16 protein-coding genes are annotated in these 19,822 nt (G+C 50.9%); 5 read left to right on the top strand and 11 right to left on the bottom strand.

Going from position 1 to position 19,822, the window contains the following annotated elements:
• Nucleotides 1-69: 69 nt before the first annotated feature.
• Nucleotides 70-672, bottom strand: coding sequence for a hypothetical protein (locus Pan54_RS20255; protein WP_146505212.1), 603 nt, complete (start codon nucleotides 670-672; stop codon nucleotides 70-72).
• A 538-nt stretch (nucleotides 673-1,210) separates the two neighbouring features.
• Here Pan54_RS20255 and Pan54_RS20250 point away from each other — a divergent pair.
• Nucleotides 1,211-1,954 carry a sugar phosphate isomerase/epimerase family protein gene (locus tag Pan54_RS20250; protein ID WP_146505211.1) on the top strand — a complete coding sequence of 248 codons (744 nt, stop codon included), beginning with the start codon at nucleotides 1,211-1,213 and terminating at the stop codon, nucleotides 1,952-1,954.
• 194 nt (nucleotides 1,955-2,148) lie between these two features.
• Here Pan54_RS20250 and secD read toward each other — a convergent pair whose 3' ends face one another.
• The 5 genes from secD to Pan54_RS20225 all read right to left on the bottom strand — a co-directional run bounded on the left by secD (nucleotide 2,149) and on the right by Pan54_RS20225 (nucleotide 9,978).
• Entirely contained in the window at nucleotides 2,149-5,004 is a 2,856-nt protein-coding gene (gene secD / locus Pan54_RS20245; protein ID WP_242631379.1) for a protein translocase subunit SecD, read from the bottom strand.
• Nucleotides 5,005-5,238: 234 nt separating this feature from the next.
• Entirely contained in the window at nucleotides 5,239-5,610 is a 372-nt protein-coding gene (gene yajC, locus Pan54_RS20240; protein ID WP_146505209.1) for a preprotein translocase subunit YajC, read from the bottom strand.
• Nucleotides 5,611-5,732: 122 nt separating this feature from the next.
• On the bottom strand, nucleotides 5,733-6,851 hold the full coding sequence (tgt, locus tag Pan54_RS20235; RefSeq protein WP_146505208.1) for a tRNA guanosine(34) transglycosylase Tgt: 1,119 nt from the start codon (nucleotides 6,849-6,851) through the stop codon (nucleotides 5,733-5,735).
• Nucleotides 6,852-7,202: 351 nt separating this feature from the next.
• Entirely contained in the window at nucleotides 7,203-7,976 is a 774-nt protein-coding gene (locus Pan54_RS20230) for a glycosyltransferase family 2 protein (RefSeq protein ID WP_390621955.1), read from the bottom strand.
• 265 nt (nucleotides 7,977-8,241) lie between these two features.
• Nucleotides 8,242-9,978, bottom strand: coding sequence for a GGDEF domain-containing protein (locus Pan54_RS20225; protein WP_146505207.1), 1,737 nt, complete (start codon nucleotides 9,976-9,978; stop codon nucleotides 8,242-8,244).
• Nucleotides 9,979-10,401: 423 nt separating this feature from the next.
• Here Pan54_RS20225 and Pan54_RS26480 point away from each other — a divergent pair, with 423 nt between their 5' ends.
• Both Pan54_RS26480 and Pan54_RS20215 read left to right on the top strand, forming a co-directional pair.
• Complete coding sequence (locus Pan54_RS26480; RefSeq protein ID WP_242631485.1) at nucleotides 10,402-10,872, top strand: hypothetical protein; 471 nt, start codon at nucleotides 10,402-10,404, stop codon at nucleotides 10,870-10,872.
• Nucleotides 10,873-11,258: 386 nt separating this feature from the next.
• On the top strand, nucleotides 11,259-11,453 hold the full coding sequence (locus tag Pan54_RS20215) for a hypothetical protein (protein ID WP_146505205.1): 195 nt from the start codon (nucleotides 11,259-11,261) through the stop codon (nucleotides 11,451-11,453).
• A gap of 264 nt (nucleotides 11,454-11,717) precedes the next feature.
• Here the strand turns inward: Pan54_RS20215 and Pan54_RS20210 are convergent, their stop codons facing one another.
• Nucleotides 11,718-13,139 carry a sulfatase-like hydrolase/transferase gene (locus Pan54_RS20210; protein ID WP_146506509.1) on the bottom strand — a complete coding sequence of 474 codons (1,422 nt, stop codon included), beginning with the start codon at nucleotides 13,137-13,139 and terminating at the stop codon, nucleotides 11,718-11,720.
• A 294-nt stretch (nucleotides 13,140-13,433) separates the two neighbouring features.
• Entirely contained in the window at nucleotides 13,434-14,384 is a 951-nt protein-coding gene (locus Pan54_RS20205; RefSeq protein WP_146505204.1) for a hypothetical protein, read from the bottom strand.
• Nucleotides 14,385-14,432: 48 nt separating this feature from the next.
• On the opposite strand from Pan54_RS20205, the gene Pan54_RS26150 reads away from it, so the two are divergent.
• On the top strand, nucleotides 14,433-14,639 hold the full coding sequence (locus Pan54_RS26150) for a hypothetical protein (protein ID WP_207310193.1): 207 nt from the start codon (nucleotides 14,433-14,435) through the stop codon (nucleotides 14,637-14,639).
• The gene (locus tag Pan54_RS20200) at nucleotides 14,626-15,666 is read left to right on the top strand and encodes a phosphotransferase (protein ID WP_207310192.1); all 1,041 of its coding nucleotides are present in this window, start codon (nucleotides 14,626-14,628) and stop codon (nucleotides 15,664-15,666) included. The genes Pan54_RS26150 and Pan54_RS20200 overlap by 14 nt, the downstream gene beginning before the upstream one ends.
• A 215-nt stretch (nucleotides 15,667-15,881) precedes the next feature.
• On the opposite strand, the gene Pan54_RS20195 is transcribed toward Pan54_RS20200, so the two are convergent.
• The 3 genes from Pan54_RS20195 to rsmA all read right to left on the bottom strand — a co-directional run bounded on the left by Pan54_RS20195 (nucleotide 15,882) and on the right by rsmA (nucleotide 19,815).
• Nucleotides 15,882-17,273, bottom strand: a complete 1,392-nt coding sequence (locus Pan54_RS20195; protein ID WP_146505202.1) for a hypothetical protein — start codon at nucleotides 17,271-17,273, stop codon at nucleotides 15,882-15,884.
• A complete protein-coding gene (gene guaB, locus Pan54_RS20190) occupies nucleotides 17,206-18,699 on the bottom strand; it encodes an IMP dehydrogenase (protein ID WP_146505201.1) in 1,494 nt (497 codons plus the stop codon). The genes Pan54_RS20195 and guaB overlap by 68 nt, the downstream gene beginning before the upstream one ends.
• Nucleotides 18,700-18,903: 204 nt before the next feature.
• On the bottom strand, nucleotides 18,904-19,815 hold the full coding sequence (gene rsmA / locus Pan54_RS20185; RefSeq protein ID WP_146505200.1) for a 16S rRNA (adenine(1518)-N(6)/adenine(1519)-N(6))-dimethyltransferase RsmA: 912 nt from the start codon (nucleotides 19,813-19,815) through the stop codon (nucleotides 18,904-18,906).
• Nucleotides 19,816-19,822: the final 7 nt, after the last annotated feature.

Raw genomic sequence — 19,822 nt, 5'->3', positions numbered from 1 at the left:
CTTTTCGTTCAGAGTCGGGAATCGCCGTAATACGGCTCTTCACGAGAAACTACATCAATGGGATACAAATTATTTGGTATCACCCTGATAGAAGAAATCGCTGGGACCTTTGTGCGTGTAGTACGGATACGTCACCACTCCACCCGGCTGATTTTGTTCCGGGTAGCACAAGCCACGTGGTTCCTGATAAGTGTACGTGTGATAGTTATACACGCCGCGATGCTGACGTCCGCCGTGATCCCAGCCCTGCTCCTGGTGAGAAGGGGGAGCATTGTGGAAGCCTGCATAAGGACCAGCCGGGCAGGGTTGTGTGTCAAAGCCGCCATAACCGGCATACGGGCTGCGGCCACGAGGTCCAGGCGCCATTCCAGGGCCCGGGAAGCCTGGATTCACAACTTGACCTTCGACACCCGAACGATAACGGTGCTGGGTGGTCATTTCGCCGTAAAGCTCGTTCTGAATCGCTCCTTTAACCTCTCCCTGAAGAGGGGGATCGACCCTGCCGACCTGCTGAATCTCGCCCTGAGTCGCTTTCCAGCCTTCCTCATGAACGAGCAGTTGAGCTTCCGGGCTTTGTCCCCGGACCGTTTGATTGTGCATTGAGCTGCAACCTGAACCCAGGCCAATCAGCAAACCAGCAGCGATTGTAGACTTCCATGTGTTTAGTCGCATTCGAGATTCCCCCACGCTCATCCCGCGTGTCTTCCCTCAAATCGAAGAAACCTCGACTTGTCGGGATTATAAGTAATAATCGGAACGGACAAATTGTCCGTATGTCATTCCGCAGAACGCAATTGTTTTGAGTAACGTCCCCATGAATTCTGGAAGTGATGAAAACAAATTGTGCACGCCTGCGAGTGTGCGGATTATTCGCCACCCCTCATACACAAAGTGGTTACACCACTAGACCTGATTCGTATATCGGCTAAAATGCCCGTCAGATTACGGAGAATCCGTGTAATTCCTGCGAACAACACGATTTGACTAACAGGACGCCGTTGCAGAAATTCTCCAGTCCCTGTAAATTCACACAGAAGTCAAATTTTTCGACTCATCACTATGATATTCTGCGTCTGACTTCAAAACATTGATCCTTCCAGATTGCATTGACATTTGAATACATGAGTGTCAAAAATCGATTTGCACACCGAGCAAATTGAATTAGCTCTCGATCTATTTTCGCCTGCCCGAGCACAAGGAGTGTGTCGTCGTGTTTATTTCTGCCTCGACCGGTTGTTATTCCCACCTGAAATTTGAAGATGCGTGTCAACAACTGGCCGATCTGGAATACGATCGCATCGAACTGACCCTGAGTGATCAGGGAGATGATTTTACGATTGCGAGTATCATCGAAGATCCCGATGCCGCAGTTTCCCGCTGTCGAAATGCCACTCGCCTTTCCATTTGCGCGATCAATATCACCAGCGAAATGAAACCGGACGAATTCCCCAGCCTGTTCAAATTCGCCAAGCTTCTGAAAATCACTCAGGTGACCATTCCCTCACTGGAGCTGGGAACACCTTTCAATGACGAAACCGATCGTCTCAAAAAACTTGTCACCCTGGCGACTCAGGATGGCATCCGACTCTCTTTAAAAACGCAAATCGGTCGCCTGACGGAAGACCCACACACAGCCACCGAACTTTGCGGAGCTGTCAAGGGACTGGGACTGACACTCGACCCGACCCATTATACGTGTGGCCCGCATCGTGAGCAGGATTACGACATCGTCTTCCCGTTCACAACTCATGTTCACTTCCGCGATTCCACTCCCGACCAGATGCAGGTCTCGGTTGGGTTGGGAGAAATCGATTACAGCCGCATTATCACCGGCCTCAAACGCTACGATTACCGCCGCGCCTTCAGCGTCGACATGATCCCCAGCCTGAGCGACCCCAATTCCCTCGGCCTGGAAATGCGTAAACTCCGCATGCTTCTCGAGTCGTTGCTGTAAGTAGTCAGGTTCGCATGGCGGACCCCACCTGGCAATTTATCTCATTTTCTTAACCCGAAGCGTCAGCGAGGGGCATGCGTTGCTGGTTTTTCGATGCCGTCCCCTCGCTGACGCTTCGGGTTAAGATGAGCATAACAAAAGCCGTCACAGTTTTGTGACGGCTTTTTTTATATGAACTTCACACCCAACTCAGATTATGCCTGAACGGGCATCGTCTCTTTAGGTGTAGGTTTTTTCGGATTGGCAAGTCTGAGTAAGACTGGGCTGGCGACGTAGATCGAACTGTAAGTACCGATTGCAACACCGGTGACCAGACAGAACGCGAAGCCGTGCAGGCCTTCACCTCCGAGAACATACAGAATCGCCACCACGATCAATGTCGTGAACGAGGTCAATAATGTTCGGGAGAGAGTTTGATTCAAACTGCGGTTAATAATGTCTTCGGTCAGTTCCGGATTCTTGCCTTTGACTTCGCGAATTCGGTCGAACACGACAATCGTATCGTTCAACGAGTAACCGATAATCGTCAGGAAGGCGGCGATCATCGGCAGATTAATCTTGAAGTCGACCAGTCCCAGAATTGGTCCCAGCGGAGTCGTACTCAACAGGGAAGCAATCGCAACCAGACCCAGCACGCAGAGAACGTCATGAATCAATGCAATAACAGCGGCCAGTCCATAAGCAATTTTCTGGAAGCGGAACCAGACATAACCGATGATGGCAGCCAGAGACAACAGGATCGCCATCAGAGCGGACATCTTGGCTTCGCCAGCGACCGCAGAACTGAACGTGTTAACTTCATCGAGCACCGGACGCTCGGCCATCATCTGCTGCATGTCAACCAGTGTTTGCCGAACCTGATCGGTTGGCAGTTCTTTGCGGACTTTCAACTCGGCCACCGAGAACCGCTTGACGGCACTGTCCTTGGCATCAAGCCCGGAACCTTCAGTTCCAGTTACTGTGAACAGACTTGCAAGGTTGTCTCCATCGACATTGTCGTTCCCAACAACTCCGGCGTAGGCCTCTTTGAATTCATCTTCGATAATCGTGGTTGTCACTTCATCACTGAAGGTCAGCTTGACCTGTGATCCACCTGCAAACAGATCTGCGTTGGCCCTGGCTGCAGTACCTTCCGCAGCCTCTTCCTCTGGTGCTGCGGGAATTGTGGCGATGTCGCCGAATTCCATGGAAACCTTGGTCAACTCATGACCGGAAGTCTCAAAGGCTTTGTTGACGAGTTTGCGAACTTCTGCGGTGTCTTCATTTTTGGTACGCAGGCGGAAGAATTTCTGCTCGGGTTCCCCTTCGACAATGCCAGGCACAATCAGCTGTTCAACGGTCATATCATTACCGAATTCGGCCTGCAGAGATTGGCGGGTCTCATCAATTCCTGGATCGTCCTGGAACTGGAAGGTCACCATTGAGCCCCCGGTGAAGTCGATATCGAGATTGTCACTCCCCCGTGAGAACAGAGCAGCCATGCCGCCAATGATCAAGGCAAGTGAAGCAATCGTCGCCAGTGCCTGTTTACCAACAAAGTTCCAGTTGGTGGTGGCGACCATGCTCTTACCGAGCATCGACTTAGCCGACAACCATTTCATTCGCTCAAACAGATCGAACATCAATCGCCCGAAATACAGGGCACTGAACATACTCATGATGATCCCGATGATCAGCAGAGCCGCGAAACCTTTGACCTGCTCGGTTCCCCGGGCATACAGGATGACCGCAGTGATCAGCGTTGTCAGGTTGGCATCGATAATTGTCGAGAAGGCTTTCGAGAAACCGTTATGTATCGACAGACGCAGGCTCGAACCTTTTTCCAGTTCTTCCCGCATACGTTCGAAGATCAGCACATTCGCATCGACCGCCATACCGATGGTCAGCACCAAACCAGCCAGACCAGGCAAGGTGAAAGTGGCATCGAACAACGCCATCGCCCCGAGAATCAACCCCACGTTGACGATCAATGACATATTGGCAATTAAGCCTGCCACCCAGTAATAAACGAACATGAAGGCCAGCACAGTGACGGCAGCCACGGTGATCGCCATCTTGCCTTTTTCCTGAACATCAACCCCTAAAAGCGGGCTGATTGTGTATTCGCTGATCGGCTCTTTAATCAGTGGCAGTTCCAAAGCTCCCGAGTTCAACACGCTGACCATCTCCGTGACTTCATCGTTGGTGAAGTCGCCGGTGATAATACCATCCTGAGCAATGACGGCATTAATGTTTGGGGCACTGTGGATTTTGCCATCCAGAATCGCAGCCAGTCGGTAGGTGTTACCATCTTTCTTGGGCTGATAGCGGTTTGTCAGATTCTGAAAGCGGAAACCACCTTGAGCATTGAAAGTAAAGCCAATCGAAATTCCCGAGTTGGGATCCATCGTCGGACGCGAGTTGACCAGAAAACTACCGTCGACGCGTTGTTCTGGTGGATCGAGAACAATCAGGAATTCGCGAATGGTTTGGCCATCGACTTCCCGTTCCCGCATCACATCGTTCGGTCCACCAGTGATATCTTTGAGTTCGCTTTGACCATCAGCCGTTTGAGTCCGAGCAACAGGCACCCATTGAGCTCGTTTTTCTGTGCCATCGTAAACGTCTTCACCAGATGCTTCTGCGCGAGCGATCAGAGATTGATGCTGATTATCGTGCCGTGAGGCCAGGATGCCGAATTCGAGGCTTCCCAGATTCGTGATCTGTTTTTTCATCGCCTGAACATAATCGGGATCTGCTCCCGGAATGATGATTTCAACGCGATCGTCGCCAACCTGTCGAACAGTTACTTCTTCGGTACCGGAAGGATTCACGCGGCGGGTAATTGCCCGCACCAGTTCATCCATCGACTGGCCGTTGACTTCTTTCCCGCTCTCTTCAGCCTGCTCGGTATCAGCCTGATAAACCAGATTCGTACCCCCAGCCAGGTCAATTCCCAGTCGGAAAGCATCGGAAAGTTTCTCGCCGTGTATCAACTGACTGGCAAACGGAGCCAGAAAGATGGCCAGCAAAACGAGCACGGTACTGAACCGGCCGGAGTCATCTTTCATTTTCGTTGCACGTGCAATGAATTGCCCCAAAATGATCGGGGCTACGAAAATTGCCAAAATCCACAGTATTACAATCCAAGCGGACATTCCGTCGTGTCTTTCGTTCTCGATCGATTACCAGACCCGACAGCCATCCGTCGGATTTTTTATTAAATGCACTTTTACTTCGACTTTGATCTCAGTCGCAATGTCAATTCTGCATTGCACGCAACTTATTGCCAGATGCAGACTTTATTAAGCTGGCTTTTCTTCGCCTTCAGTTTTCACAATCGACTCAATACTGCTTTTGCGAACGCGAATCCGGGTATTCTCATCGACCCGCAGAGTGACCTGCGTTCCATCAGCTGAGAAACCTGTCACCGTTCCAAAAACACCGCCAATCGTGACGACCTGATCGTTTTTCTTTAAATTCGACAGGAAATCCTGACGGCCTTTTCGCTCTTTATTCTGCGGCAGCATCACTAATACGACATAAATCGCAATCATGACCATCACAGGCACGCCGAACACATCGAATAGACCCGGCTGCTCAGCAGCTCCCCCGCCTTCGGCTGCTTCTTGAGCCAGCAGGCAGATTTGATGCAAAATTTGCGTGGAAAAAGCCATAAAAATCTTCCCGGAAATCGCGATTCGATTCCCTCAGTACGTCATACATTGAGTTCAAATGGGCTGAAAATGCCGTAAATCAGGCGAAAATACCGCAATTTCACAGCAAAGAATTGCGTATATTAGGGATCGCTGCCCCAACGGGCAAGTTGATCCGCCCGAAACTCCGCACTCCGATTCTCAAAAATTGCCTGACGCATCTCCCGAACCAGATTTTCATAGAAGGCAATATTGTGCCAGGAGAGCAAAATCGCCCCCAGCATTTCCTTGGCCACAAACAGATGCCGGAGGTATCCCCTGGAATAAATCCGCCCCACTTCGGAAGGCCCATCCGGATCGAGCGGCGTCACATCCCGCTGATATTTGGCATTCCTAATTTTCACCGGACCATTCGAAGTGAACGCCATCGCGTTGCGTCCGTTGCGGGTTGGCATCACACAGTCAAACAAGTCTACTCCCCGAATAATTGACTCCAGCAAATCGACCGGCTTGCCTACACCCATTAAATAGCGAGGTTTTTCGACCGGCAGAAAGGGTGTTGTGAAGTCCAGGGTTTTGTACATATCGTTGGGATCTTCCCCCACGCTCAACCCGCCGATGGCATAGCCTGGGAAATCGAGTGGCAGTAATCCCTCAGCCGACTCCTCCCTTAAATGAGGATCGATTCCCCCTTGGACAATTCCGAACAATGCCTGGTCATCCCGCTTTTGAGCATCCCGACACCGAGCCGCCCAGGCCGTTGTTCGCTGAACCGCTGCACGGAGCCGATCCTGACCGACGTCGTGTGGCGGACATTCATCCAGACACATAATACAGTCTGCTCCCAGCTGTTCCTGAATCCGAATCGCCTTTTCGGGCGAGAGTTCCAGCAGACTTCCATCAATATGTGAGCGAAACACGACCTGATCGTCCGTCAGTTTCGAGAGTTTTGCCAGACTGAAGACCTGAAAACCGCCTGAATCGGTCAAAATCGGTCCCGACCAGTTCATGAACTGATGCAGTCCACCCAGTTCTTCGACCACATCTGCCCCCGGTCGCAATGCCAGATGATAGGTATTCGACAGCACCATCTGAGCCCCGGCTGCCTTCAATTGCTCAGGCAGCAATCCTTTGACAGTGCCGAGAGTCCCGACGGGCATGAAAGCCGGCGTATCGACAATTCCATGCGGCGTATGCCACTGACCAGCCCGTGCTCCGGTGTTGGGATCGGTATGTTGCAGTTCAAATCGAAATGAGGCCACGTGGTTTGCTTTCTTGTACGTCATATTGTGCCCAGGGATGGATTTGAGGCTGAGTCTAAAATAATTTCGCCATAGAGAACACAGAGTTCAGCGAGAAGTAGTGAAATACATTCTTATCTTAAAAACTCTGAGTCCTCTGCGATTTTAGCTTCACACCATGCAAACCCTATCATTACAGGCACTTGACGGAGACCAGAATTGATCAAGTCGTGAACTGTGTCAAAACTGAATAGCGAGTTGAGTTCCGTAGATTGGGTTAGCCGAACGCGAAACCCAAAGTCTGCAAAGTCAAACCGGCTTCAATGCGAATGCGATAATTGTTGGATTACGCTTCGTGCTTGTAAGCAGGAATCAATCCGTTTTTGGTTTGAGGTAATTTGGTGTGTAAAGCCCTAGTTTTGAGGTCCAGAAGTGGGCGACGGCTCCGAGGGTTTTAAGGCCGTAGGTAGTGCTGCGGCGGAAGTTGATACTGGAGGCTTCGTCGAAGTAGCGGACCGGGACAGGGATGTCGCCGAGTTTGAAGCCGAATTTGACGGCTTGCACGAGGAACTGGGAATCGAAGACGAAATCTTCGGAGTTGCGATCCCAGGGGATGGTTTCGAGCAGTTCGCGTGAATAGGCACGAAAGCCGGAATGGAAGTCCCCGAGGTTCTGGCCGAGGCCGACGTTCTCAATCGTGGTGAGAATCCGATTGGCAATATATTTGTAGCGGGGCATACCGCCAGCAAGGGCTTCGCCTCGGCTGCGGATGCGGGAGCCGAGGATGCAGTCGCAGATGCCCAGATGAATGATTTGGGCAGCCTGCGGGATGACGCGACTGTCGTATTGATAGTCCGGATGAATCATGACGATGATGTCTGCATCGGTCTGAAGAGCGGCTTCATAACAGGACTTCTGATTCCCGCCGTAGCCACGATTATTTGTATGTTCGATAACGGTCAAGCCGAGGTGTTTTGCGATTTCGACGGTGTTATCGGAACTGCAATCGTCGACAAGGATCACTTCCTGGACGGAGCCTGTGGGAATGTCCTGCAGAGTGCGTTCTAGGGTGGCTGCCGCGTTGTATGCGGGCATCACAGCGACGATTCTGGGTTTTGCTTCCGGTTGGTTTTGAGTCGTTTCCATGCCGAACATGGTAGCCAAATTCCGCTGCAGTGTAGAGGGATCGGTGAGGGAATCTGGATTGATTTGTTCGGTGATCATGGGAATGGCTTTAGATTTGAGTTGTCGTGATGTTTGCAGGGATCGGTGCATCATTCCTCTAAACAAAGGCGAGCCGTCGCGGTAATGCGACGGGTGGAGTCGAGTGATTTGCGACGTACAGAATTACTGATAAAACATGATTAACTATTACGTATTCGAGCCATGACTGGCCCGTCTCGGCTGATCGTTAATGACCGATGCGTGCAGGTTCCTGCTTGTTGGCACCGGCGTGCCGGACTGCATTTCGTCCGTCGCGTTTGGCCTGATAGAGGGCTTCATCGGCGGCTTCGATAAGTCCTTCGACAGTGGTGGCGTGCTGCGGATAGCAGGAGACGCCAGAGCTGACACTGATATCGATGCGCTGTCCGCCGTGCAGGATGACCATTTCGCAGGCTGCGGCTCGAATCGATTCGGCTATACGGACGGCTCCATCGACGCCAATACCAGGAAGTACGAGGGCCATCTCTTCGCCACCGTAGCGAGCGACGAGGGGATTATCGGAGGGGCGAACTTTTTTCACTTCTTCCTCGAGCAGGCGGGCGAACTGGCGGAGAACTTCATCGCCTGCCTGATGACCGTAGTGGTCGTTGACGTGCTTGAAGTGGTCGAGGTCGAGCAGGCAGAGTGAACATGGTTTGCCGGTTCGTTGGGACTGTCCAAGTTCGCCGACAATCCGTTCATCGAAGGTGCGTCGGTTGGCCAGTTCGGTGAGTCCATCGAGGCTGGCTTTTCGTTCCACGGCTGCCCGGTCGAGAACACGAGTTAAGGTTTCGGCGAGGAAATCGCCTGACCATTCGGCCAGAGAAATATGAGCACGCGAATAGACGCCGTCGTCTTTGCGGGTCATGCAGAGGATGCCCATCATCGATTCTCCCTGGTACAGGGGCACAGTCAGGGCTCGGCTCATGAGGCTGTTGACTTCGGCTTCGCGGAGATCAGCGACGTTCATACTGCCGGTGATGCCTGTTGATTTAGCCCATTTTGCGATCCGGATTTCGTGATCCTGCCAGATCGATTCGACTCCGGCCTGCATTTTAATGCCATGGCGATTGACAACACGCACGGGAGTTTCTGGATTATTCGAGAAGAGCAGCAGAGCTCCGCGGTCCGCTTCGACGAGCACACTCAACTGGCGAAGGAATTCTTCGAGCATCTTTGTGGGGAGGTCGTGGAATTCATCGGCGATGGCACGCAGTGCCAGCTTTTCCTGAGTCAGCTTGAGGAGCTGCTGCTGATCGAGCGTATTCATTCGGTGTCGCAGCGATGGCGTAATTCTTTTGAGGAGTCGACCGACCATTTCCTGCTGAAGTTCGAGATCGGTTCCGACAGGAAACAGATGTGTGGAAACGACGACGCCGTACATTTCCTTGTCATCAGCAACGGGCAGGAGGTGCAGTTCGCTAATTTTGTTTCGTTCTGTACCGTTTAATAAGGTGACAAATCGCGAGTTGAACAATTCGGAATCTGAAATTCGGCAAACACCTTCCTGCATCACCTGATTGAGCCATTTTTCTTCGAGCGTGAGAATGGTGATTGTATGTTTGGAGATCCCTCGTTGAGTATAAATATTGAGCTGTTTGTTTTCGTAGGAGAAGAAGATTGCGAAGCCGGCATCGGAGTGCGGCACGAGTTTTTTGAGAAGAACATCGATAGTGCGGTTCGAATCATTTTCCGCAAAGATATCGGCCATGGCGCTGTTCTCGACAAATGCCAGTGATTTTTCCTGGCGTAACCGTCGGAGTTTAACTCGCATACGGTCGAGTTCTTCGAGAATCTTGTCTTCTTTGAGTTTGAAATGTGCCCGATGATAATGATACAGAGCGTACTGCAGTGCGCCAGCCAAAATCAGGACGATGAGGAGTCCAAATTTTTCAGCGTGTGCAGCGATTTGCCACAACCAGTCTGATAAAGCACTGATTCCCAAGGGTTCGCTCTTTCCTCTGTGTTTCCGTCCGGCACTAAGTCGTTCGACGCATGACTTAATGTTCGTCTCTCCTGGCCACTATTTGCCACCAAGCAGCTTTTGAGTGTCCCAAGCCATCTCGTACTCGAAACTGGCTGTCTATCAAAACTAGCATGAGTTTTCCGGTCTTGTTGGAATTTGATCCAGAAAAACAAAAAGTTATCGATGTTCGTTCAGTGCTAACAATTGGCATCATCGTTACAGAACCTATAATGCGAACTTATTGAGAGTTGAATGGCGAGTGTTGAGGGGCTCGTCTGAAGAAAGATTCGAGGCGAGAGTCTTTTGTCGCGACAGCTGAAATCCTCTTAACCTTTATGTCATCAAACTTAACCACCATTCGCCTCTGGCCACTCAACACAGCCATTAACCCGGAACAACACGATGATCGACCAGGATCCAACAGCTAACTTACCACTCGATGAAGCATTCGAAAAAAATGGACTCCAGCTTCGTTACCCCGGTTTCTGGCAACTCGAATATACCGAAGAAGGGGAAACGTCCTCCGTTACCATACTGACAGAAACGACAGCCTTTTGGATGGTTTCGATTGTCCCCGGGACCGCGACAGCCGACGAAGTACTCGATGCGGCTCTGGAATCCTATCAGGAGGAATATGACGAATTTGATGTCTACGAGCGTAAAATGGACAAGTCCAACTCCTGGATGACTCAGGAACTCGAAGTCGTCTGCCACGACTTAATCACCAACGTGGCCCTCAATGCCATCGAACTGGAAGAATGCAGCCTGTTTGTACTGTATCAGGGAGAAGACGCTGACCTGGATGAAAAGCGGTCGACATTTGATGTAATCACCGGGAGCCTGCGCGTCATTCCCGAGGAGATTGGGGGGTAGTCTTTCGTTTTGCAGGGCCCCCAACGCTTCGATCGCGAATGTAAAGCGGACGATATCGAGAATTAACTGACGGGCAGGTACCAGGGCGATCACATGATGGGAACCGGTTGCGAGTTTCTCCGTTTGTAAGGACGGGCGACCTCCCAAAGCCGAAATCATGACACTCGTCAAAACGAGCATTCCCAGTCCTCCGAGCTGGATGAGCATAAGAATGACGGCTTGTCCGAGTGGCGTAAAATATGTCGCCGTATCGACAACGATTAAGCCGGTCACGCAGACGGCACTGGTCGAGGTGAAAACCGCATCGGTCCAGCCGAGTCCCTCACCACGATACAATCCGGGGAAGAATTTCAGCATCAGGGTTCCGAATGCGATCAGAACCAGAAATGAAATTACGAACAGCTCAGCCGGTGCAATTGCACGAACCCAAAGCGGAGGCCTGGGGAATTCACGAGATGAAGAACCCCCTCTGGCTGCCCCCTGTCTTTGCAATGAATTCACGCATTACTCCCCAAAACCTCTTCATGCTCAGAGCCATAATCGAACCCGATCATGTCCTCTTCACGGGTGAAATGCGGTGAGCGAAGTCGTGTCAAGCAAGGCACCACTCTCATGGGGTTGATCATTCGGCTGATCTGAGTTTAAAACGCCTGACAATATTCAAGAACGAAATTCTATCAATAGCGACTCGCAAAGGGGGGAGGGGGCGCTCTCGAAGAGAAGCCCCCGAATCGTAATTTCTCCGGGGGCTTCCGCTAAAGCGGAGCGCCCCCGCCACCCCTTTATGAGTTGTTTTGATTTTGTTTTCAGGCGTTCTTAAGAGAACTTACTCCACTATCCATTCTTCAATAATCTCGAAATGGTCCTCTTGGTTCAGCCGCTTCCATCTCTTCGAGCCAGCGTTGATATCGCTGCTGGATCTGTTTCAGAAGTTCGGGGTGAGTTTCGGAAAGATCGTTTTTCTCACTGAGGTCATTAGCCAGGTTATAGAGTCCGCCTTGATTGTCGCTCTGGACAACCCATTTGTAATCTCCCACACGAGCCGCGATCTGATTGCGGCGTTTCCAGAACATTTCCTGTCGTGGAGATGAAGTTGCGTTCCGCAGCGTTGGCCACCAGTTGAAACCATCCAGCGTCAAATCCGCGGGGATACTAGTTCCGGTCGCAATGGCCAGGCTTGGCAATAATTCCAGCGAAGTCAGAAACTCATCATTCACTTCGGCCATGGGAATATCCCCATCAGGCCAGCTGATGATGCAGGGGACCCGGACTCCGCCTTCCCACATTTGGGATTTGTGACCACGAAGTGGAGAGTTATCGGCTCCCCCGCTGCCGCCATTGTCTGAGAAGAAAATGACGATGGTGTTATCGAGTTTCCCTTGCTGTTCGAGTTTGTCGAGAACTTTACCAATGCTCGCATCCATGCAGGTCACTGCGGCTCGATAATCCCGCTGTCGGGCTTTTTGCGTGGTGACCAGAGCCGGGTTTCCATATCGATACGAATTGGTCGGTTTTACTTCCTCTTCGACTGGCGGATACATCTGCTTGAATTCTTCGGGAGCCTGAACACTCGAACGAATCTCCGGTTCCAATGCAGAGGACGAGTGGGGTGCATTGAACGGCAGATACAGAAAAAACGGTTGCTCTTCGGAAACACGATCCAGAAACTTCAATGCCTCGCGTTCAAACAGGTAAGTGCAATAGGTCCCCTTGTCATCTTCGGTCGGCTCAAGATTATGAAACATACTCGGTACGCCGTAACGCTCGTGCGTGTAATAGTCGATGCCGGTGTTAACGAAACCGTAAAAGTCGTCGAAGCCGCGGGAAGTTGGCAGATAGCGTTTGAGCGAACCGAGATCCCACTTCCCATAGATCGCCGAGGCATATCCACTTTTTTGTAAGAGAGCGGGAATGATGATTTCCTGTTGATCCATCCCGCCAATCCGCTCGAAGGTCGCATCGTATTCGCCCGGCTTGTATTTGTAGCCGTAGTCGGGAGCTTCGTTGCGAATCATATCGTAGACGCCATTCCGCTGAGGATAGCGGCCTGTCAGTAAGCCCGAGCGTGAAGGAGTACAAGCAGGCCAGGTGACGTAGAAATTAGTCAGCCGTGTTCCTGACCGAGCGATTCGATCCAAAGCCGGCGTGATCAAATCGTTATTCAAAACGCCGAGATCATTATAACCCTGATCGTCGGAAACGATCAGCAGGATGTTCGGCTTGCTGGAGTTCTCATTGTTTCCCTGTGAGTATGCCTGTGCAGACATCCCAATCACAAACAGTATGGCTGCACACGAACTGCGATACATCCTGCTCTCCCCCTGAAGTCACATCGGAATTGATGGTTCAATGGTAATGGGTCGGGCCGCAACATTTAAACTCATCAGTGAACATAAACCCTATTGCAATTGGAAACTGGATTTCCTGTATCATATTGAAGAGGACCTCCTGGGTGGATTATTTTCTGGTTTCCATTGAGAACGCGGTACAGTATCAAACAAAAAGAGGGATGCTCATGATGAGCATCCCTCTTTTGAATTTGTCAGCAATGGCAAGCTGGATTACTTTTCAGCAACCTGGATCGGCATTGGAGGAACAAGATCGTTCAATTGAGCTGGGGTGTAACGTGCAACAGTTGGAATACTGTAGCGTGCGTTTCGGACAACTCGAGTTGGAGCTTTCGTCACAGACCAGCTGATCTGAGAGTCATCCACTGCGACGGGAGCAGGAATAAGATCCAGGCGTGGAGCTCGGAATTCTTCCAGCTGAGTCGGTTCAGGATTCGCCTGTTCCACAGGAACCATGGGAGCTGAGGGCAGTTTAAGAGATTCCCGACTGCTGTTGTTGAATCCTTCGAACTTGGGAGCGTTTGTATCTTCCGATTTCTTTTCCTGCTCCGGCATTTCAAACCCATTCTCATTGTTTGAGGGTTCATAATTCGGTTTGCTGTCTGAGCTTTCACCAGCGTTAGGATTCACTGTTGGCTCGGTCGACTTGAAAGTTGTTGTTGGTGTCGGCGAGTTATTCGACTGCGGTGTTGAAGTTGTCCCTGCCGCAGGTGTCAAACCGGAGTTGCAATCGCCACTGGCACAGTTGCTGCAGCCATTGGATGCACAGCCGTAACCGCAAGAGTTGCAACCACTATTACATGTATTACAGGTGCCGCAGTTATTGCAGGAAGAGCCATAATAAGATGAGTATCCAGCGTAATATGGCGTATAGCCCGCATAGTATGGTGAATAACTGGTGGTGTATCCATAGCTAGACGTTGTACCGCAACAGGAATTGCCACCGTAGTTTGCAGTCGTCCCACAGCAGGCGTTGCCGCCGTATCTGGCACCGTAATTAGCGCCGTACCCGTAGGTTGGGCGAGCGGCGAATGTCGAACCGACAGGTCCGAAAATCGCGTTGTAGGTCCAGGGAATGATCCCCGCTTCAGCCGTTGCGGTGGTCGTTACAGCCAGAAGTCCGCAAACTCCCAGCATCATCAATCGGTTCATGCTCTTAGTCATGGGTTCCTCTCAGTCGTGAAGAATTCTCAGGTGTGGATCACTTTCCTCATGAAAGAGCCTGATGAAACCCGGTTTCATCATTTACTCATTTTCAGAATTTCCCGGGACTTGATACAAATCGGGAAATCTGAGCTGTTTCAGCCTCTTGCCGGAACAATTAAAGTTGAAGTCGTTTTAAACGGTATTTTCTCTATTCGTTGTACACCTTCTAAATTGGAAAAGTCAATCATTAACTATGGACTTGCCCAAAACTGACCCTGAAATCGAAAAAAGGTTCCGATTATACAATCCGGAGAACCGGCCCATCGCTGGTAAACTGCAACGATTGACCGGAGGTTTCAGTGGAGCAGATGTCTACTGTTTTGAGGCATTGTCCGGTAATTATGTGCTTCGTCTCTGGCCTGCAAACTTCAATAGTCCAAATCGAATTCAGGAACTGGGACTGTTTGCAGAGTTTTTGAATCACAACATTTCGACTCCAATCGCTGGTTCCCTGCGAAATTTGCAGGATCAGTTTTATTTCCGTTGGGATGATCGACTTGCTCAAATCGAGCCCTTTCTGGCTGGTCAGCCAATCGATTCACAATCTCCTTCTCAAGATCAAATCGATTCCGCCATGAAATCCCTGGCGGAATGTCATTTGGTTTGTGCAAACTATATGCCGTTAGCGATTTCACAGCCTAGAATCCTGCAGGCAGGCTGGGGGAGTTCAGAATCACTCCAGCTTCGCTTAAGACTGTTGAATAAGAGAAATAATGAGTTTGAGGACTTATTTCTCTCTCACAACAACGGATTAAAATTCGACGAGAAATTTCCACAACTGGTCGATCAGCTGTCACTGCAATTGCAACTTTGGAAGCCAATTGTCTTGCAAAATTTACAAACGCAGGCTCGGCAGCTACGTCCGGTTCTACCGGTTTTTCGGGATGTATGGCGCGAGCATCTGCTGTTCGTTGATGGGCAAGTCAGCGGCATCATCGACATCAATGCGTCTGCCACCGACAGTGTCGCCTGCGACCTGACGCGATATCTCGGAAGCGTGTTGGGCAATGATAGCGAAGGCTGGCGAGCGGCATTGCAGGCGTACCAAACCGTGCGACCGTTACAACCTGTCGAAAGGGAGAGTTTACTCACCTTTGATTTGAGCAACCTGCTCCTGAGCAGTGTGGGTTGTCTGGAACGTTGCTTGATCGCAACAGAAGAATCGACCAGGGCATCATTGCTGAAACGTCTGAAAAGTTATGTGGATCGCTTGCAAAGTTACCATCAATTGCAGCTGTGAAGGTTTGCAGATTTGATCTGGCACCGCCTTGACGAAAATATCTTTACAAGCACGAAGCGCAAGCGAGTGAGTGAGTGAGTGAGTCACATAGCAATTGAATTCACTCACTCACTCGCTTGCGCTTCGTGCTTGTATGGTGATATCTGACCTCACCAATAAAACAAGACGCACAAACTCGAAAGTTCGTGCGTCTTATTGATTTGAGCCAATTGATATTACGGGAACAGGAAGAACAAGCCCGTATAGACTTCAGCTGTAACGAAAGCCGCTCCCAGGCTGAGGGGAATCTGGTGATACAATTGTGGGGCACAAACATCGCCCGGACGATAGTAGCCAAGCGGATAAACACATTTGGCAACCGGATTAATTGCCATCTGATAAGGTAAGCCGAGCAACTGGGCATTAAATCTTGCAACAGAGACGACGGGTTGAATCAGAGGGTGATGCAACTGTCCATATCGTTCGGCGCGTGGATCCTCGAAATAGAGCGGATAGTAGTGCGTATTGGTGGCACACCAGTGATATTGCAGATGTGCAAAATTCCGGCTCGTGCTGCGATCGTGATTTGGTAAATCGGACATCTCGGGACATTTCGACTGCGTCGAATTTCCTGTGGCAACAAAACCTTCCGGCAATGGACACAAGTGTCGACCGGGATCTTCCTTGCGGAGTTGCCGATCGGGTTCATAACTCACGAACGGAGAAATCTCTCGCATCGATTTGATTTCTCCATGGAATTCATTGATCGGCTCTTTCAAGTTGTATTCCTGCTCGAAATTCTGATCACTTTGCAATGTACTGGAAATCGATCTCGCGGGGATTTCTTTCTTTCTGGAAGGACTCTTAATATACTCGTCAACCAGATTCGATTCCGCCGGAAACAGAGGCCTAACTTCGGCTGTTTTGCGAGTAGCCGAGCGTGAGGTCCCTGCAGGTTGAGAAGGAATGACCGGCGCGGTCGTTTCAGGATCGACCTTGACGCTCGGTCCCTGCTGATCGAACTGGAATGCTTCCTGAAATACTACGGGAGGAGCAGGTGCAGGTTTATCGTCGGCTGGCAATGGTAAAGCCGGTAGTGGTAATAATGGTGGAGCCATGACCGGTGGGTTCACATTCCTTGGTGGAGCCTGAGGTGGTCTCTCTACAGGTTGAGATGGCAACGACTTTGGAGCCCCATACCAACGACCCGATTCGATTTCGAGTTTCATTGGCGGACGGTCAGAAGACGAATGCGGTAATGTTCGCGGTGGCAACTCTGCGACATCGGTCGATGGAAGTGGATACGACTTGACAGTCTCATTAGGAAGTGAGTCTTCAGTCGCTTCTTCAGTCTCATCGACTTCTTCATCACCCCGACGACGGTCACGACGTTCGGCTCGATCTTCCCGTCGTTCCGACATTTTTTCACGTAGCGAAGACCAGCGGCTTTCTGCCGAACGCTCTCGCAATCGCTGCAGTGGACCTTCTCCAGCGGTCAGCCCTTTAGACAACCAGAGCGTAAGGACGAGCAGGAGACATCCCAGCGCAATCCAGCGTGGATTAATGGCTTTCGCCGGGCGAATGCTCGGCTGTGTAGTTTGGTGCTTCTTGCGTGATTGCGATGTCATGCGGATGGTTCTCCCTTACCGTCGCCGCCGAAATTTTGATGAACTTCGCTTCAGTGCGAAGCCCTTCAATCGATTGCACACCGAGATATCCCATCCCGGCTCGCAATCCCCCAACAAGTTGATACAGGAAGTGACTCAAATGCCCTTTATAGGCGACACGTCCCTCAACTCCTTCGGGCACCAGTTTTTTGGTGGACTTCTTCTTCCCGTCTTCATCGACCAGCGACTGGCGATACCGATCGCTGCTTCCCTTAACCATCGCGCCCATCGAGCCCATACCGCGATATTTTTTGAAGGATCGGCCTTGATATAAAATCAATTCGCCCGGACTTTCATCCAGACCAGCCAGTAATCCCCCCAGCATTACGCAGTGGGCTCCCGAGGCAATCGCCTTGGAAATGTCTCCGCTGTATCGAATTCCCCCGTCACCAATAATAGGAACTTCCGTCCCTGCTACAGCCTTGGCGGCTTCACTGATCGCTGTCAGTTGTGGCATGCCAACGCCGGAAATGATGCGTGTTGTACAAATACTGCCCGGCCCGATTCCGACTTTCACGGCATCGACCCCGGCATCCATCAAGGCTTTCGCCCCGTCAGCGGTGGCAATGTTTCCCGCAATGACATCAATTTGCCATTGCCGTTTGATCTCGCGGACTGTTTCCATCACATTGGCAGAATGGCCATGTGCAGAATCGACAACGAGAACATCCACCCCTTTTTCGATGAGCGATTCAACGCGCTCATAATCGTAAACCCCAACCGCAGCACCGACTCGCAACCTTCCACGAGAGTCTTTCGAAGCTCGCGGGTATTGCAGATTTTTGTCGATATCCTTGATCGTGATTAATCCCCTTAACTGGTATCGGTCATTCACGAGTAAAAGTTTCTCAACTTTATTTTCCCGTAATATCCGTTCTGCTTCCTTCAAATCTGTGGTTTCTGGTGCTGTAATCAGCTTTTCTTTGGTCATGACCTCGGAGATTCGGGTCTCATCGGACTCTAAAAATCGTAGGTCCCGGCGTGTCAAAATCCCCTTCAATTGCCCATTTTCCGTGATCGGGACGCCACCGACGTTCCGTTCGTCCATCAATTTGCGGGCCTGAGCGACCGATGCATCCGGCGGAAGGGTGACTGGATCGACAATGACACCATGTTCGGAACGCTTCACGCTTTCGACTTCCAGGGCCTGTTGCTCGGGATTCATATTCTTATGGATGATCCCCATGCCCCCTTCCTGAGCCATCGCAATCGCCATTTCGCTCTCGGTGACGGTATCCATCGGGCTGGAAATAATGGGGACGTTCAGGGTGATATTTCGCGTCAATTTCGTGCTGATATCGACCTGATCGGGCATCACTTCACTGTAAGCCGGAACCAGCAAAACGTCGTCGAATGTCAAACCTTCTGTGAGAATACGATCCTGCATCTGTCTATCTTCCCGTGATCAATAAGCCTGTGTGTGTCTTGTTTTGATTATATTGGACTTACATTCCTCTCCTTCTCCCTGGGGAGAAGGTGGCCAAAGGCCGGATAAGGGGAGGCTTCGACGCTCTCATGATGAATCACACCGTTTCCCCTTACCCTGGTCCTCTCCCTGAAGAGGAGAGAACTTTGAGGTTACAATTCTTTGTTATGATTTCTCTTGCACTTTGTGATATATCGCATTCGCCAGCTCCACCAGCGTTTTCGGTGGCAATTCTTCGGCTCGGGCCATTTCGCCCAGTTTCATTTCCTGCAGAATGTCATCGATCACCGGTTTCTCGATTTGCTTGCTGTACATGCCCACAAGCACACTGCGGAGCATTTTTCGGCGTTGATGAAATAACCGTCGCAGAAAATCCTGAAAGAAGGGACGATCGGCAATCGTATCTCGTCCCCGAGGATTCGGCACCAGTTGCATGATGGCCGAGTTCACTTTGGGCCGGGGCCAGAAAACCGAAGGAGGCAATCGCTTGAGCAGTTTCACATAACATTGAGACTGCAACCAAACCGACAACGCTCCGTATGTACTCTTTTTCGGTCGAGCCTGCATTCGCAAGCCGAGTTCGAGCTGAATCGTGACCACCATCCGCTCCCACGGCAGGTCCGTCACCACCAGATTCGAAACAATCGGTGTCGCAATATTGTACGGAAGATTCGCCACCAGCTTGAGCCGACGCCGGGGATCGACACTGAGCTGCTTCTCGATTTCCGCGAGAACTTCATCCGCAAAGCGGTTTTTATTATGAAGAGCATCCTGCCGCATCAAAGTGAGATTTTCGCGATCTCCCAGTTGAGCAGAAGCCAGAGCGTGCATGTTCCGGTCGAGTTCGACGGAAATCACATGGGCCGCATCGTAGGTCATGAAAGCGGTCATGCCTCCCGTGCCGGTGCCAACTTCGAGGATGACATCATCCGAGCCGATATGGGCCTGCTCGACGACATATTCCACGATATTCAAATCGATGAGATAATTCTGGCCGAGATTCGTCCGCGGGTTGATTCCGTGCTGGAATAACAACTCCTGCAGATGTGTTTTAGTCTGGCGTAAGGCCTCGTTCATAGGGATA

This window comes from Rubinisphaera italica (assembly GCF_007859715.1).
Classification (GTDB): Bacteria; Planctomycetota; Planctomycetia; order Planctomycetales; family Planctomycetaceae; genus Rubinisphaera; species Rubinisphaera italica.
The sequence above is the reverse complement of the archived record's forward strand: the minus strand, read 5'-3'. Positions and strand labels throughout refer to the sequence as shown.

Excerpts from the sequence above, each read along its gene's own strand:
- Pan54_RS20255 (WP_146505212.1), bottom strand. The coding sequence starts at position 672 with ATGCGACTAAACACATGGAAGTCTACAATCGCTGCTGGTTTGCTGATT.
- secD (WP_242631379.1), bottom strand. The coding sequence starts at position 5,004 with ATGAAAGATGACTCCGGCCGGTTCAGTACCGTGCTCGTTTTGCTGGCC.
- yajC (WP_146505209.1), bottom strand. The coding sequence starts at position 5,610 with ATGGCTTTTTCCACGCAAATTTTGCATCAAATCTGCCTGCTGGCTCAA.
- Pan54_RS20230 (WP_390621955.1), bottom strand. The coding sequence starts at position 7,976 with ATGGAAACGACTCAAAACCAACCGGAAGCAAAACCCAGAATCGTCGCT.
- Pan54_RS26480 (WP_242631485.1), top strand. The coding sequence starts at position 10,402 with ATGATCGACCAGGATCCAACAGCTAACTTACCACTCGATGAAGCATTC.
- Pan54_RS20215 (WP_146505205.1), top strand. The coding sequence starts at position 11,259 with ATGAAATTACGAACAGCTCAGCCGGTGCAATTGCACGAACCCAAAGCG.
- Pan54_RS20210 (WP_146506509.1), bottom strand. The coding sequence starts at position 13,139 with ATGTCTGCACAGGCATACTCACAGGGAAACAATGAGAACTCCAGCAAG.
- Pan54_RS20205 (WP_146505204.1), bottom strand. The coding sequence starts at position 14,384 with ATGACTAAGAGCATGAACCGATTGATGATGCTGGGAGTTTGCGGACTT.
- Pan54_RS26150 (WP_207310193.1), top strand. The coding sequence starts at position 14,433 with ATGAAAGAGCCTGATGAAACCCGGTTTCATCATTTACTCATTTTCAGA.
- Pan54_RS20195 (WP_146505202.1), bottom strand. The coding sequence starts at position 17,273 with ATGACATCGCAATCACGCAAGAAGCACCAAACTACACAGCCGAGCATT.
- guaB (WP_146505201.1), bottom strand. The coding sequence starts at position 18,699 with ATGCAGGATCGTATTCTCACAGAAGGTTTGACATTCGACGACGTTTTG.
- rsmA (WP_146505200.1), bottom strand. The coding sequence starts at position 19,815 with ATGAACGAGGCCTTACGCCAGACTAAAACACATCTGCAGGAGTTGTTA.